Annotated in this window: 16 protein-coding genes; 10 read left to right on the plus strand and 6 right to left on the minus strand. The window is 65.0% G+C overall.

Going from position 1 to position 12864, the window contains the following annotated elements:
* Positions 1-115 precede the first annotated feature (115 nt).
* Genes CFK21_RS03545 through CFK21_RS03555 form a run of 3 tightly spaced genes read left to right on the plus strand, consistent with a single transcriptional unit; the run spans position 116 to position 2026 of the window.
* Positions 116-424 carry a c-type cytochrome gene (locus CFK21_RS03545; protein WP_096367474.1) on the plus strand — a complete coding sequence of 103 codons (309 nt, stop codon included), beginning with the start codon at positions 116-118 and terminating at the stop codon, positions 422-424.
* Positions 424-1773: an NAD(P)/FAD-dependent oxidoreductase gene (locus tag CFK21_RS03550; RefSeq protein ID WP_096364823.1), complete on the plus strand. Its 1350-nt coding sequence runs from the start codon at positions 424-426 to the stop codon at positions 1771-1773. The genes CFK21_RS03545 and CFK21_RS03550 overlap by 1 nt, the downstream gene beginning before the upstream one ends.
* A gap of 40 nt (positions 1774-1813) precedes the next feature.
* Complete coding sequence (locus CFK21_RS03555) at positions 1814-2026, plus strand: ChaB family protein (RefSeq protein WP_096364825.1); 213 nt, start codon at positions 1814-1816, stop codon at positions 2024-2026.
* 103 nt (positions 2027-2129) lie between these two features.
* On the opposite strand, the gene CFK21_RS03560 is transcribed toward CFK21_RS03555, so the two are convergent.
* Positions 2130-2336, minus strand: coding sequence for a dodecin (locus CFK21_RS03560; RefSeq protein WP_096364827.1), 207 nt, complete (start codon positions 2334-2336; stop codon positions 2130-2132).
* Between the two features lie 89 nt (positions 2337-2425).
* Between CFK21_RS03560 and CFK21_RS03565 the strand changes: the two genes are divergently transcribed.
* Positions 2426-2806, plus strand: coding sequence for a YajD family HNH nuclease (locus CFK21_RS03565; protein WP_096367475.1), 381 nt, complete (start codon positions 2426-2428; stop codon positions 2804-2806).
* A 41-nt stretch (positions 2807-2847) separates the two neighbouring features.
* Here CFK21_RS03565 and CFK21_RS03570 read toward each other — a convergent pair whose 3' ends face one another.
* The 3 genes from CFK21_RS03570 to CFK21_RS03580 form a co-directional block, all read right to left on the minus strand.
* Positions 2848-3144, minus strand: a complete 297-nt coding sequence (locus CFK21_RS03570) for a DUF4242 domain-containing protein (RefSeq protein ID WP_096367476.1) — start codon at positions 3142-3144, stop codon at positions 2848-2850.
* A 152-nt stretch (positions 3145-3296) separates the two neighbouring features.
* A complete protein-coding gene (locus CFK21_RS03575) occupies positions 3297-5177 on the minus strand; it encodes an ATP-binding cassette domain-containing protein (RefSeq protein WP_096364829.1) in 1881 nt (626 codons plus the stop codon).
* A 60-nt stretch (positions 5178-5237) separates the two neighbouring features.
* Positions 5238-5921: a hypothetical protein gene (locus CFK21_RS03580; RefSeq protein ID WP_096364831.1), complete on the minus strand. Its 684-nt coding sequence runs from the start codon at positions 5919-5921 to the stop codon at positions 5238-5240.
* 198 nt (positions 5922-6119) lie between these two features.
* Between CFK21_RS03580 and CFK21_RS03585 the strand changes: the two genes are divergently transcribed.
* Positions 6120-7016, plus strand: coding sequence for a hypothetical protein (locus CFK21_RS03585; RefSeq protein ID WP_096364833.1), 897 nt, complete (start codon positions 6120-6122; stop codon positions 7014-7016).
* Positions 7017-7180: 164 nt separating this feature from the next.
* Positions 7181-7687: a retropepsin-like aspartic protease family protein gene (locus CFK21_RS03590; RefSeq protein WP_231971554.1), complete on the plus strand. Its 507-nt coding sequence runs from the start codon at positions 7181-7183 to the stop codon at positions 7685-7687.
* 12 nt (positions 7688-7699) lie between these two features.
* Here CFK21_RS03590 and CFK21_RS15120 read toward each other — a convergent pair whose 3' ends face one another.
* Complete coding sequence (locus CFK21_RS15120) at positions 7700-7951, minus strand: hypothetical protein (protein ID WP_157745306.1); 252 nt, start codon at positions 7949-7951, stop codon at positions 7700-7702.
* Positions 7952-8147: 196 nt separating this feature from the next.
* Here CFK21_RS15120 and CFK21_RS03600 point away from each other — a divergent pair, with 196 nt between their 5' ends.
* From CFK21_RS03600 to CFK21_RS03610, 3 genes are all read left to right on the plus strand, one after another.
* The gene (locus CFK21_RS03600; RefSeq protein WP_096364839.1) at positions 8148-8981 is read left to right on the plus strand and encodes a metallophosphoesterase family protein; all 834 of its coding nucleotides are present in this window, start codon (positions 8148-8150) and stop codon (positions 8979-8981) included.
* Between the two features lie 307 nt (positions 8982-9288).
* Positions 9289-10419 carry a porin gene (locus CFK21_RS03605; RefSeq protein ID WP_157745308.1) on the plus strand — a complete coding sequence of 377 codons (1131 nt, stop codon included), beginning with the start codon at positions 9289-9291 and terminating at the stop codon, positions 10417-10419.
* Positions 10420-10540: 121 nt separating this feature from the next.
* Entirely contained in the window at positions 10541-11236 is a 696-nt protein-coding gene (locus tag CFK21_RS03610) for a pseudouridine synthase (protein WP_096364843.1), read from the plus strand.
* Positions 11237-11507: 271 nt separating this feature from the next.
* Here CFK21_RS03610 and CFK21_RS03615 read toward each other — a convergent pair whose 3' ends face one another.
* Positions 11508-11837 (minus strand): hypothetical protein, encoded by a 330-nt coding sequence (locus CFK21_RS03615; protein ID WP_096364845.1) that lies wholly within the window; start codon positions 11835-11837, stop codon positions 11508-11510.
* 113 nt (positions 11838-11950) lie between these two features.
* Between CFK21_RS03615 and CFK21_RS03620 the strand changes: the two genes are divergently transcribed.
* Positions 11951-12859: a diguanylate cyclase gene (locus tag CFK21_RS03620; protein WP_157745310.1), complete on the plus strand. Its 909-nt coding sequence runs from the start codon at positions 11951-11953 to the stop codon at positions 12857-12859.
* Positions 12860-12864: the final 5 nt, after the last annotated feature.

Below are 12864 nucleotides of genomic sequence, written 5' to 3' on the forward strand. Positions count from 1 at the left end.
TCGCGCGGCCCCGGGCCGTTGCATTCCTGTCCGCCTGCGCTATACCTACCCCTGTATAACCACTGAACAGGCCGCCGGAATCCCGGCATTGCCGCATCCGGCCGAGGAGGGGAAGATGCGTAAGCACCTGTATACGGCTGCCTTGTGTCTGGCGGCCGGCCTGCTGCCGGCGGCGGGGGCGGCGACCGAACTGACCCGCGGTGCCATGCTCGCCAACTCCTGTGCCGGTTGCCACGGCACCGACGGCCACAGTCCCGGCGCTATCCCGAGCATCGCCGACAAGTCATCCGCCTTCATCGAAACCGCCATGAAGGAGTTTCGCAGCGGTGCGCGTCACGGCACCGTCATGGGCCGCCACGCCAGGGCCTACACGGATGAGGAAATCCGCCTGATCGCCGAGTTCTTCGGCGGGGAGTCGCAGTGATGAGCCGCTATACACGACGGGAACTGCTGCGGCTGCTGGGCCGGGCCGGCACCGCTTCCATGCTCGGTGCCATGGGCCTGCCGCTGGTCGGCTGCGGCGGCAGGGATGAATCGGTGGGCGAGGCCGGTGAAGCGGCCGGGAGCCGGCAGACCGCCCTGAACCGGCCGCGGGTCGTCATCGTTGGCGGCGGTTTCGGCGGCGCCAGCTGCGCCAAGTATCTGCGCCGCTATGTCCAGGACGTGGAAATCCTCCTGGTCGAGCCTCAGAAGACCTACCATACCTGTCCGTTCAGCAACACGGTGCTGGCGGGGATGAATCCCATCGATTTCATTGCCCATGATTACGACACCCTGCGCACGGCCCACGGTGTGGAGGTGATCCATCAGACGGTCAGCGAAATCGATCCCGTGGCCAAGGCCGCCAGCCTGGATGACGGCCGCACGCTGGGTTACGACTACCTGGTGCTCGCACCCGGCATCGACATGCGCTGGGATGCCATCGAGGGCTACGACGCGGCCGCGGCCGAGGCCATGCCGCATGCCTGGCAGGCCGGTGACCAGACCCGGCTGCTGCGGGCTCAGCTCGAGGCCATGGACGATGGCGGCACCGTCATCATCGCGCCGCCGAACAATCCGTTCCGCTGCCCGCCGGGACCCTACGAGCGCGCCAGCCTGATCGCCCACTATCTGAAGCAGCATAAGCCGAAGTCCAAGATCCTGATCCTGGATGCCAAGGAGAAGTTCTCCAAGCAGGGCCTGTTCATGCAGGGCTGGGAGGCGCTGTATCCCGGCATGATCGAGTGGGTGAAGGGATCGGACTGGGGCGGCATGGGCCGGGTCGATGCCGGGCAAAAGACCATCTACAGCATGTTCGACAAGGCGTTCAAGGCTGATGTGGTCAACCTGATCCCGCCCCAGCAGGCCGGAGAGATCGCCCTGCGCACGGGCCTGGCCAACGACGACGGCTGGTGCCCGGTGGATCAGCGCAGTTTCGAATCCAGCATCCATCCGGATCTGTTCGTCATCGGGGACGCCGCGGTGGCCGGGCAGATGCCCAAGTCGGGCTTTGCCGCCAACAGCCAGGGCAAGGTCTGCGCCGCGGCCATCGCCGCTCGTCTTCTGGAGGTGGATCTGCCCGAGCCTTCCTACGTGAATACCTGCTACAGCCTGGTGGGGCCGGACTACGGCATCTCTGTGGCGGCGGTCTACCGGATGCAGGAGGGGCAGATCAAAAGCGTTGAGGACTCCGGCGGGGTCAGCCCGACCGAGGCCGACGCGCAGTTCCGGCGCGACGAAGCCCGGTATGCCCGTGGCTGGTACCAGAGCATCACCTCGGATATGTTCGGCTGAGTCCGGCCGTCCACAACACGCACAAGCGCAGGATAAGGACATGCCTTACGCATCCGTCAGCGAGTTGCCGGACAGCGTCCGGGAGCATCTTCCCGAACACGCACGGGAGATCTTCCTGGAAGCCTTCAACAATGCCTGGGAGCAATACGCCGACCGCGACGATCGCGAAGAGACGGCCTTTCGTGTCGCCTGGTCGGCAGTGAAGCAGAAATACAGGAAGTCGGGCGATAAATGGGTCAGGAAACAGGCGTAGGTTGGGTTGGCCCGGAGGGTGCAACCCAACATGACATATCAGCATATTGGTCGGGTTACGGCGCTCACGCGCCTGACTCAACCTGCAGAGCTGTCAGCTTTGCCTAATCCAGCCGGAAACCGATCTTGAGCTTGACCTGATAATGGCCCACCTTGCCGTCGACGATGTGGCCGCGGGTCTCCACCACTTCGAACCAGTCCAGGTTGTGCAGGGTCTCGCTGGCCTTGCTGATGGCGCGCTGGATGGCAGCGTCCGTGCCCGCGCTGGAAGATCCGACGATCTCGATGACCTTGTAGACATGGTCGCTCACTGGCGTTCTCCTCGTTGAATGGCTTATGATCAGGATAGAAGCTGGAGACGGCTTTGTCAGGTCCATCCGTGCATGACGAGGATATCCGGATGACGAACAGAAAGACCGGGCCGGACAGCGACCGGCTCGACCGCGTGGTGGCCGAGGCGCACCGCTACCGTGATCAGCGTGAAAAGGACTACCGGGAACAGGCGCTCAAGCTCTATCCGTGGGTATGCGGGCGCTGCGGCCGGGAGTTCGATCGCAGCAACCTGCGCGAGCTCACCGTGCATCACCGTGACCACAACCACGACAACAACCCCGCTGACGGCAGCAACTGGGAACTGCTGTGCCTCTATTGCCACGACAACGAGCATCAGAAGCAGCTGGAAGCGGCGATGGGCGGGACTGTCAGCAGCCCTGGTGAATCGGGGCAGGGTGCCCGCCACAATCCCTTCGCCGATCTTAAATCCCTGCTGAAAAAGGAATAACAGCGCCGCGGGCTGCGACGAGTCCGCGGCGCTGTCCCGCTTCAGGCGACCCGGCTGACTGCGGTGCGGTTCGCCGTGGTCGGATCGATCATCGTCACCACTTCGGTGATGCGGTTGGCGGGGAAGCCGCTGAGGCGGGCGTGCTCGCGGATCACCTCCTCATTTTCGGCCAGATAAATGCAATAGGTCCTGTCCGCGGTGACGTAGGAATGCACCCACTGGATGCGGGTGCCCAACCTGGCCAGGGCGGTATTGGATGTCCCGGCGACGGTGCAGAAGCCTTCGGCGCTGTTGCTGCCGATCCCGGGTACCTCGCGTTCGATGACGTATTTGCGCAGCATATCGGTGTCCTCACTGGTGGCCTGACGCCAGGAAGACCGGATGCCGGGCCAGGCCTTCCGGCATCCGCAACCACTCTGGCGCAGGGGTGTAACAGGTTGATTGCCCCGATGCTGCAAACTGTTTCGGGATTGTTGTTGCAGGATACGGTTCAGCCCTCCAGTGTCTCCCAGCGGGCGTAGGCCTGCTCCAACTCGGACTCCAGTTCACTGAGGCGGGCCTGCGCGCGCGCGATCTCCGTCTTGTCCTGCTGATAGAATTCCGGACGGCTCATTTCCTCGGTGAGTCCGGCCTGCTCGGCCTCCAGTGACTCGATGCGCTGTGGCAGGGCCTCCAGTTCGCGCTGATCCTTGTAGGAGAGCCTGGCGGCGCGGGCGGCCGGACGGGCTTTTTTCGTCTCCGGTTTTGTGTCCGCCGGACCCCGGGGGGCGGCCGCGGCCGGTGTCCGCTGGCGCAGCCAGTCGTCGTAGCCGCCGACATACTCGTTGACCCGGCCTTCGCCTTCGAATACCAGCGAACTGGTCACGATGTTGTTGAGGAAGGCGCGGTCGTGACTGACCAGCAGCACCGTGCCTTCATACTCGATCAGCAGTTCCTCGAGCAGTTCCAGGGTGTCGGTGTCCAGGTCGTTGGTCGGTTCGTCCAGCACCAGCACATTGGCCGGGCGGGTGAAGAGCTTTGCCAGCAGCAGCCGATTGCGCTCGCCGCCGGACAGCGCGCTGACCGGCTGACGCGCGCGTGCGGGAGAGAACAGAAAATCCTGCAGATAACTGATCACGTGCCGGTCCTGGCCGTTGATGCTCAGGCGGTCGCGGCCCTGGCCGACGTTGTCCAGCACGGTTGCCGTTTCATCGAGGGCAGCACGGTACTGATCGAAATAGGCGATCTCCAGGTTGGTGCCGCGGCGGATATGGCCGCTGGTCGGTTCCAGTTCGCCCAGCAGCAGCTGCAGCAGGGTGGTCTTGCCGGCGCCGTTGGGGCCGATGATGCCGACCTTGTCGCCGCGCAGGATGGTGGTGCTCAGGTTGCGGATGACCGGCTTGCCGTTGTAGGCGAAGCCGGCCTCCTCGGCCTCGACCACCAGTTTGCCCGAGCGCTCGCCGGCCTGAACCCGCAGCCTGGCGCTGCCGGCCTGTTCGCGCCGCTCGGCGCGCTCCCGGCGCAGCTGCTGCAGGGCCCGGACCCGGCCCTCGTTGCGCGTGCGCCTGGCCTTGATGCCCTGGCGGATCCAGGCCTCCTCCTGCGCGAGCTTCTTGTCGAACAGGGCGTTGTGTCGTTCCTCCTCTTCCAGCAGTTCGGCCTTGCGTCTGAGGTAGGTGTCGTAGTCGCCGGGGAAGTCGGTCAGATGACCGCGATCCAGTTCGATGATACGGGTGGCAAGCCGCCGCAGGAAGGCGCGGTCGTGGGTGATGAACAACAGCGCCCCCTGCCAGCCGAGCAGGAATTCCTCCAGCCAGATGATGGCATCGATGTCCAGGTGGTTGGTGGGCTCGTCGAGCAGCAGCAGGTCGGGCTGGCTGACCAGGGCCTGGGCCAGCAGTACCCGGCGTTTGAGGCCGCCGGAAAGGCGTTCGAGTTCGGCGTCGGGATCCAGTCCCAGCTTCGACAGCACTGTTTCCACCCGCTGGTTGATCTCCCAGCCGCCGGCCGTTTCCAGGGCGTGCTGGCATTGCTCGAGTTCGTCCATCCGTCCCAGTTCGCCGGCGGCGATGGCGTGGGTCAGGGCATGATAGCGCTCGACCAGGCTGCCGACTTCGCCCAGTCCCCGGGCCACCACATGGAATACGCTGCCCCGCGTCTCCTGCGGGATCTCCTGGGCCAGCTGGGCGACGCGCAGGCCGTCGCTGCGCTGGATCCGGCCGTCGTCTGGGACCAGATCACCGGCGACCAGTCGCAGCAGGGTGGATTTGCCGGCGCCGTTGCGGCCGATCAGGCACAGTCGCTCCCCGGCCTCGATGCGGAAACTGATGCGGTCGAGCAGCGGCGGGTCGCCGTACTGGAGGGTGACGTCACGAAAGGTCAGCAGGGACATGGTGCAAGGATGTCGGTCAGAGTCAAACCGTTATTGTAACCGACGCGGACCGTTCGCGGCCTACCGGGATGTGGCTGGTTCCGCCTCAGCCGCCTGTGTCAGCGGTCGGCGCAGCCGGTCGAACTCCCGCGGCGGGACATACTGCAGAACCTCCTTGCCGTCGCGGTCCAGGATCAGATCCAGGCCGAGCTCAGGGTAGAGCAGGTGCTCGACCTGCGCGTTGATCTGAATGCGCTCGGACGGGACCCCGAAGCGGTGCTCGGCCACCTCGACATCGATGTCGGCGGCGGGGATGAAGGTGATCGAGGCGATGGTCGCCGCATGGGCGGTGGGCAGATCGGCGGGGTCCAGGCTGAAGCGGCGGGCGCCGCTGTCCAGTACCCTGCTGCTGACGGCGCGTTCGCGCAGTTCCCGCAGGGTCGCGCTGTCCAGCCGGGTGCCGAGGATCAGCCGGCCCGACAGCATCCCGGCCATGAACCGGCTGTAGAACAGTTCCAGCGCCCCGGCCTCGCCCGGGTCGGCGATGATGGCCAGTTCCGCGTCGCGGCCGTGCTGCTGCAGGGCGTCGCCGAAGCTGCTCTCGCCCAGGGTCAGTCCGAACACCCGGCTCATGCCCTCGGGCGTGGTCTCGACCTGCCAGGGCAGGCCGGTCACCGGCTCGCGCGGGGACTGGCCGTCGCGCAGCAGCGGGACCAGGACCAGGACGAGCAGCAGCAGGATCAGCAGCGGTAGCAGGCGTTTCATGGGCGATGACCAACAGGTTGAACAGGATGCCGGGAGGGCCCGGCGCAATGCTGTCACAGGCCGGGGCCTGTTGACAGACCCTAGCATACCCGGCCCGGCTGGCGGCACCCGGCCGCGGCCGGCGCCCGGCGCGCCAGCGAAACCGCCTATAATAGGTTACAGTAATCGCTTTATGTCGAAACAATCCGGGGGGAGAGCATGCTGGATGCCGTGACTGACTGGTTCAGGCAGAACTGGAACGAGGAAAGCAATATCGGCAAGGCCAAGATCGCCGCCGTGGTGGTGCTGGTGTTTCTGTTCGTTGCCAGCCTGATGCCGGAGACCCGCGACGAGGAGACGACGCAACAGGCCGCAGGTCCGGAGACCGGAGAGGTGGAACCGACCCTGGAGCAGGCCGAGAAGCAGGCCGCCGAGACCTACGCCAGCTATGAAAGCTACCTGGCCGAACTGGCACGGGAGAAGGCGCAGGGGGAACAGCAGGCGCGCGCGACCTATGACAGCTATGAGCAGCGGGTCCGCGAACTGGAGCAGGAAAAGGAAGAGGCTGCCATCCAGGCCAGGGCCGCCTATCAGGACTACGAGGACCGCGTCGGTGAACTGGAGCACGAGCTCGAGGCCGCCCAGGCACAGAGTCAACAGGCCTATGTGGCCTACGAAAGACGCGTCGCCGAACTGGAGCAGGGACGCGAGGATCACGTCGCGGGCAGTGCCGCCCTGACCGGGCTTGAGGCCGCTGCGGCCGAGGCGCGCGAGACCTATGAACAGTATCAGGCCCGGGTAAGCGATCTGGAGCATGAACTCGAGGCCGCCGAGCACCAGGCCCGGGATGCCTATGCCAGCTACGAGGCGCGGGTCGCGGAACTGGAACGGGCGCAGGCGCAGGGCGAACGCGAGGCCGCCGAGACCTATGCCAGCTACGAGGCCCGGGTGGCGGAGTTGGAGCGCGAGAACGAGGCCCTGCGGCAGCAGCTGAACGAGTTGCGGCAGCGACAGTCGGGTCAGGCCGAGGCGGGGGACCCGGACAGCCGGGCGGCCATGCGGGAGGAACTCAAGGCCCTGCAGCAGCGTATCGATCGGCTGCTGCAGGATTTGTGATTGGGGTAATGCTGCAGAGCAGCAGGCCCTGATTCATTGCCGTCCCCAATGCGGCCCGGATTCTGTCCGGGCCGCTTTTTTTGCCCGGCCGAATGGCCCGGATGTTGCTACTCCTGTATGCAGGGCGGCATCGAGGCTGCGGTTGAGATGGGGTAACTTGCTGTATGAAAAAACGATTCTGGAAACGTCTGGGGCTTGGTGCGGCGGCATTCTGGCTGCTGGGACCCGCCATGGGTCAGGAATTCGACGTCCGAATACCGATGCAGGAAAGATCGGCGGCGACCTTCTACGTCAGTGCTGAGATCGCAGGGCTCGGGGCATCCGACTTCCTGGTCGACACCGGCTCGGGCTACATGACCATCAACGAGGTGACCCTGGCCGCGCTGCAGGAAACCGGCCAGGCCGAATATCTCAAGGACCTGTCCGGTATTCTGGCCAACGGTGAGCGCATGCGGGTGCCGGTATATCGCATCGAGCGCCTGGCCATAGGCGGCCGCTGCGAACTGAGGGATGTCGAGGCGGCGGTGTTCCCGGGCAAGAGCCGGCAGATCCTGGGGTTGAGCGTACTGACGCGGACCGCGCCTTTCGTGTTCTCCACCGACCCGGCGGAACTGCACTTGAGTTGCGGGGAAGGCAGCCTGGCGGCGGCCGGTGAGGCGCCGCCGGGCTGAGGGTGGGACTTATTACTGGTTCGTGTCCTGCTGCGGCTCCATTTCGAAGGCGCTGAATTCGGACTCGTCGACCTGGTTGTTGCCGTCCTGGTCAACCGACTGCCACTGGCTGCTCAGGGCCTGGCTGGCCTGTGCCTCCTCGGCGGAGATGTAGCCGTCCTGGTTGGCGTCCAGCTGCTTGAACTTGCCGGCCTGTTCCCCGGCCATGGCGGAGCCGCTGGCAAAGGCGAATGCACAGGCGATGACAGTGATCTGCTTCTTCATGGGTATACCTCCTGACGCTGTTTGTTGTTGATGGAACCACGAACGTTGTTCGTTCGTGGCGCCATGAAACGCCTGTTTCGATCCGACTGCCGTTAAGTGCATCACATTTCGCGAGGCGGGTCGGCTGCGGTCGCCGCGGTTCTGCCAGTGACCGGTTTCCGGTATCATAGGTATGACTCCCAGCCCGTGAATCCCTATGAAATTTGCAGTTTTATCCGATGCTCACGGCAATCTGCCGGCGCTGACCGCGGTCCTCGACGACATCGAGCGCTGGGGCGCGGATCAGGTAATCGTCAACGGCGACCTGGTCAATCGCGGCCCCTGCAGCCTGGAATGCCTGCGACTGCTGCAGGCACGCTTTCCCGGCAGCCGCTGCATCAAGGGCAACCACGAGGCCTATGTGCTGGCCTGTGCCGATGACCCGCTCCCCGCAGACGATCCGACCCGGGAGTTGCGCCTGTTTGCCCACTGGACCTATCGCCAGCTCGGGGATGCCGTGGCCGATATCGCCGCCTGGGACGAACACTATGACCTGGATGCGCCGGTCGGCGCCTCCCTGCACATCACGCATGGCTCCCGGCTGGGCAACCGCGCCGGCATCTCGGCCAGTACGCCTGAAGACGAACTGGCCGAGAAGCTCGGCCCGGCGCGGGATCTGTTCGTCGGCTCTCATACTCACAAGCCGCTGATCAAGCGCTTCAACGGCACCCTGGTGGTCAACACCGGCTCGGTCGGCCAGCCGCTGGACGGTGACGAGCGCGCCGCCTACGGGCGCTTCACCCTGGCGGACGGGCGCTGGCGGGCCGAGATCGCCCGCGTGCCCTTCGACAAGGCGCGCGCCCTGCGCGACATGGACGAAAGCGGTTTTCTCGAGCAAGGCGGCGCCATCACCCGGCTGATCCGGCTGGAACTGGAACAGGCGCGGATGCATGTCGGGCCCTGGATGCGCGAATACCTGCCCCGGGTCAAGGCCGGAGAGATCAGCGTGGCCGCGGGTGTCGACTCCTACCTGCGATCCACCAAGGTCTGACGCCGGACCTGAATCCAGTGCCGGGCGGGCAGGGCTTTCGGGCGCATGTGCGCAGCACGCTAAGCCCGAAAGCCCTGCCCGCCCGGCGCTGGCCCGCCTCCGGTTCCGGTCTGGTCAATCAATATTATTCTGGTGGGTTTCGTGGATTTCGTGGCGCTTTAGCCCCTGCGTCGTGGGCAGACAACAACCCTGTTGTTTCGTAATCCAAATGTCATCAACCGGTAATCCAGGCGTCATACCCCCTCCCTACACTGCGCCCCGTATTCCGATTCTTCCATTCACCAGAAATACGGGGAAAGACATGCGCATGCAGAAGATTACCGCGGCAATGACCGCATTGATCGGCGGCACCCTGCTCGCCACCACGGCCACCGCCGGCGTCACCGTCTACCAGGAGGGCGACACCTATGTGAAGCTCGGCGGCCGCATCCAGCTGCAGTACAACTCGATCGATCCGGACAACGGCAGCAGCGAGGACGAAGTCATCTTCCGTCGCTTCCGCCCCTACATCGAGGGCAGCGTGCATCCCGACTGGAAGGGCAAGTTCCAGTGGGACATGGGCAAGGCCTCGGGCGATAACGAGATCGCGGTCAAGGATGCCTACATGCAGTACACCGGCATGGACAACATGAAGCTGACCCTGGGCAATGCCAAATTCCCCTTCTCGCGCGAGAACCTGACCTCGTCCAAGAAACAGCAGCTGGTCGAGCGCACCTTCGTCGGTGACCACAACTACGGCAGTCCGGACCGCACCGCAGGCATCCACCTGGCCGGCAAGAGCGGCGACGTGATCACCTGGGGCGCCTCCTTCGCTTCCTCCTCCATCGATCCCGACGAGGACAAGCTGGATTTCGACACCCCGATCAACAGCAACAGTGATTTCAACGAAGGCTGGGTCTACGGCGCCCGCGTCGATTTCCATCCCTTCGGCATCCTCAAGTTCTCCCAGGGTGACTTCAAGGGCGAGACGAAGGCCACCATCGGCATGGCGGCCTTCCAGTGGGAGAATGACAACGACAACAATACCAACCAGGCAGGCAAGCCCGATGTGGACAGCGTGACCGGTTTTGAGATCAGCGGCGCCTTGCGCGCGGCCGGGTTTTCCGTCGATGCCCAGTACAACCTGTTCGACGCCGACACCGTTGCCGGCGGCTACACCGGCGGCATTTTCCGCAACGGCAGCACCGACCTGGAGAACTGGGCGCTGGAAGGCGGCTACATGATCATGCCGGGCAAGCTGGAACTGGTGGCCGGCTACGAGTCCCAGGATGCCGACAACTACGCCGACGAATGGACCCGGGCCTCGGTCGGTGCCAACTGGTTCGTGCACAAGCACGACCTGAAATTCCAGTTCACCTACCGCATGGGCGAGAATGTCGAGGGTGTGAACGGCAACGATCAGGACGAGATCTACCTGCAGGGCCAGTTCGTGTTCTAGACCGGACGGAGGTTACTTCCCCCTTATCCTCCTTCATGCAGGGATGCCTGAGCCCCGCCTTGTGGCGGGGCTTTTCTGTGTGCCTGAGGCGGGCGGGCGCAGTGCGGCGTACAATAGCGCCATGCGCCTGGACCGCTTTCTCAGCCAGAACACCGCCCTGACCCGTTCGCGTGCACGGCAGGCGATCCGCCGTGGCCGGGTGACGCTGGCGGGAGCCGAGGTGCGGGACCCGGCCGCGGCGGTTATGGGGGCGTCGGAGGTGTGTCTGGACGGCGCGCCGGTGCGTGTGCGCGGCCTGCGCTATTTCATGCTGTACAAACCGGTGGGCTGGGTCAGTGTCACCCGGCACGACCGTCATCCGACCGTGCTGGACCTGCTCGGGGTGGAGCCGCGCGCAGGGCTGCACGCGGCCGGGCGGTTGGACCTCTCAGCATCCGGAATGGTCCTGATTACGGATGACGGCGACTGGTCACACCGGCTGACCTCGCCGCGGCGCCACTGCCCCAAGCGTTATCGGGTCACCCTGGCCGAGCCCCTGACCGAGGCCCAGACAGCGGCGCTGCGAACGGGCGTGATACTGCGAGGCGAGAGTGAGCCGACGCGGCCGGCCCGGCTCGAGATCCTGGATGCCACCACCATCCTGCTGACGCTGACCGAGGGGCGCTATCACCAGGTTAAACGCATGTGCGCTGCGGCGGGCAACCGGGTGGTGGCGCTGCATCGGGAGGCCATCGGACCGCTGGAACTGGACGCCGCGCTGGAACCCGGCCAATGGCGGCCCCTGACGGATGAGGAAGTCAGATGTGCCGTGACGTAGGATGGGTGAAGGCGTTGCGCGCCGCAACCCATCGGTCCGCTCCCGAAAAAAAGATGGGTTTCGCCCGGCTTCACCCATCCTACGATACTCAACCCGCCAAACGAGTGCCTGCGGCCGGCCCCCTCTTGTGGGCGCATGTGCGCCGTTTGCACGCTAAGCCCGCAAGAGGGGGCCGGCCGCAGGCACGGCGCTGGTTCAATCGACACCGGAACCGGAGTGCACATCCGCCGCTGGCTTAACCGGGGGACGGGAACGCTGCGTTTGTTCCGGCCTACGAAGAGTTGTTCTGCAGCCGGTCCAGGAAGGCCCGGCGGGCCTGTTCCAGCCGTGCGTCCAGTTGTACGTCGTTGCCGCATTCGGCCAGCAGTTGCCGGCACTGAGCGTAGAAGGCGTCGAAGGCTGCCAGCACGGCGGCGGCCGGAACTTCGCGGCGGGCAGGCGTGCCGGCAGTTTCGGGAGGGCAGGGCTCGACTGCGGCCGAGCGTTTGATCAGCTGCTGCCGGCCGCTGGTGGCATGCACGGCCAGCAGGGCATTGTGCTTGGTATAGAGCTCTCCCTCAAACCGGAACCGGTCTCCTATCCTGAGCTGGTGAAATCGCATTGACTGTATCTCCAGGCGGATTGCCGCAGGCGCATCAGGTTTGCAGCCCGGGCAGTGCGGGTTTATCGTTGCATTCTATGCCGCTGCCCGGCTAACAATGCAACAGGATGGCTATGGACCGTTCGCTGGCCCTGATTCTGGACGAGGATGAGACCCAGCGTGTGATCAACACGCTGGAACGGGCCGACCGGAATCATCAATTATGGCTGCGGCGGCTGCACAGCGGCCTGATCACCGGCCGGCCGGCCTTCACCGATGACATCCTGGATCCGGCCGCGCACCAGCGCTGCAAGTTCGGCCTCTGGTACTATCACGAGGCCGCCGGCGTCATCCGCGAGCATCCCCATTTCACCGCCATCGAGTCACTGCACCGCAGGATGCACGACCAGGGACGGCTGCTGGCGGGCAAGGCGCAGGAAGGTCGCGCCATCCGCGAGGACGAGTACGCCCACTTCATGGATCTGCAGAAGGGCCTGTGCGAACGTCTGGTCGGCCTGCGCGAGGAACTGCAGGTCCTGCGCTACTCCTTCGATGCCCTGACCGGTACACTCAATCGCCAGGCCTGCGAACTGCTGCTCAACCAGGAATTCGCCCGGGTCAGCCGGGAGCAGGAGACCTGCTGCCTCAGCCTGGTGGACATCGATCATTTCAAATCCATCAACGACAGCTATGGCCACATGGTCGGCGACCAGGTCATCAAGACCCTGTCCGGCCTGCTGCGCGAGCAGTTGCGGCCCTATGACACCATCTGCCGTTACGGTGGCGAGGAATTCCTGATCTCACTGCCGAATACCGACCTGGCGCAGGCCGAGGAGATCCTGGAGCGGCTGCGCCGCGAGATCGCCGGGCGCGAGATCGGTTTCGAGGCAGGTGACATCCGGGTGACGGTCTCCTGCGGCCTGGCGCGGCTGGACACCCGGGTGCCGCTGGCCGAAACCGTGCGCCGTGCCGACGAGGCCCTGTACGCGGCCAAGGCGGCAGGGCGCAACTGCATCCGCGTTGCCGCCGAGACTTGTTGTTGACCGGT

The organism is Thiohalobacter thiocyanaticus (genome assembly GCF_002356355.1).
Lineage (GTDB): Bacteria > Pseudomonadota > Gammaproteobacteria > Thiohalobacterales > Thiohalobacteraceae > Thiohalobacter > Thiohalobacter thiocyanaticus_A.

What these genes read in the sequence shown, in the direction of transcription:
- CFK21_RS03545 (WP_096367474.1), top strand. Translation starts at nt 116, where the DNA reads ATGCGTAAGCACCTGTATACGGCTGCCTTGTGTCTGGCGGCCGGCCTG.
- CFK21_RS03550 (WP_096364823.1), top strand. Translation starts at nt 424, where the DNA reads ATGAGCCGCTATACACGACGGGAACTGCTGCGGCTGCTGGGCCGGGCC.
- CFK21_RS03555 (WP_096364825.1), top strand. Translation starts at nt 1,814, where the DNA reads ATGCCTTACGCATCCGTCAGCGAGTTGCCGGACAGCGTCCGGGAGCAT.
- CFK21_RS03565 (WP_096367475.1), top strand. Translation starts at nt 2,426, where the DNA reads ATGACGAACAGAAAGACCGGGCCGGACAGCGACCGGCTCGACCGCGTG.
- CFK21_RS03575 (WP_096364829.1), bottom strand. Translation starts at nt 5,177, where the DNA reads ATGTCCCTGCTGACCTTTCGTGACGTCACCCTCCAGTACGGCGACCCG.
- CFK21_RS03580 (WP_096364831.1), bottom strand. Translation starts at nt 5,921, where the DNA reads ATGAAACGCCTGCTACCGCTGCTGATCCTGCTGCTGCTCGTCCTGGTC.
- CFK21_RS03585 (WP_096364833.1), top strand. Translation starts at nt 6,120, where the DNA reads ATGCTGGATGCCGTGACTGACTGGTTCAGGCAGAACTGGAACGAGGAA.
- CFK21_RS03590 (WP_231971554.1), top strand. Translation starts at nt 7,181, where the DNA reads ATGAAAAAACGATTCTGGAAACGTCTGGGGCTTGGTGCGGCGGCATTC.
- CFK21_RS15120 (WP_157745306.1), bottom strand. Translation starts at nt 7,951, where the DNA reads ATGAAGAAGCAGATCACTGTCATCGCCTGTGCATTCGCCTTTGCCAGC.
- CFK21_RS03600 (WP_096364839.1), top strand. Translation starts at nt 8,148, where the DNA reads ATGAAATTTGCAGTTTTATCCGATGCTCACGGCAATCTGCCGGCGCTG.
- CFK21_RS03605 (WP_157745308.1), top strand. Translation starts at nt 9,289, where the DNA reads ATGCAGAAGATTACCGCGGCAATGACCGCATTGATCGGCGGCACCCTG.
- CFK21_RS03610 (WP_096364843.1), top strand. Translation starts at nt 10,541, where the DNA reads ATGCGCCTGGACCGCTTTCTCAGCCAGAACACCGCCCTGACCCGTTCG.
- CFK21_RS03615 (WP_096364845.1), bottom strand. Translation starts at nt 11,837, where the DNA reads ATGCGATTTCACCAGCTCAGGATAGGAGACCGGTTCCGGTTTGAGGGA.
- CFK21_RS03620 (WP_157745310.1), top strand. Translation starts at nt 11,951, where the DNA reads ATGGACCGTTCGCTGGCCCTGATTCTGGACGAGGATGAGACCCAGCGT.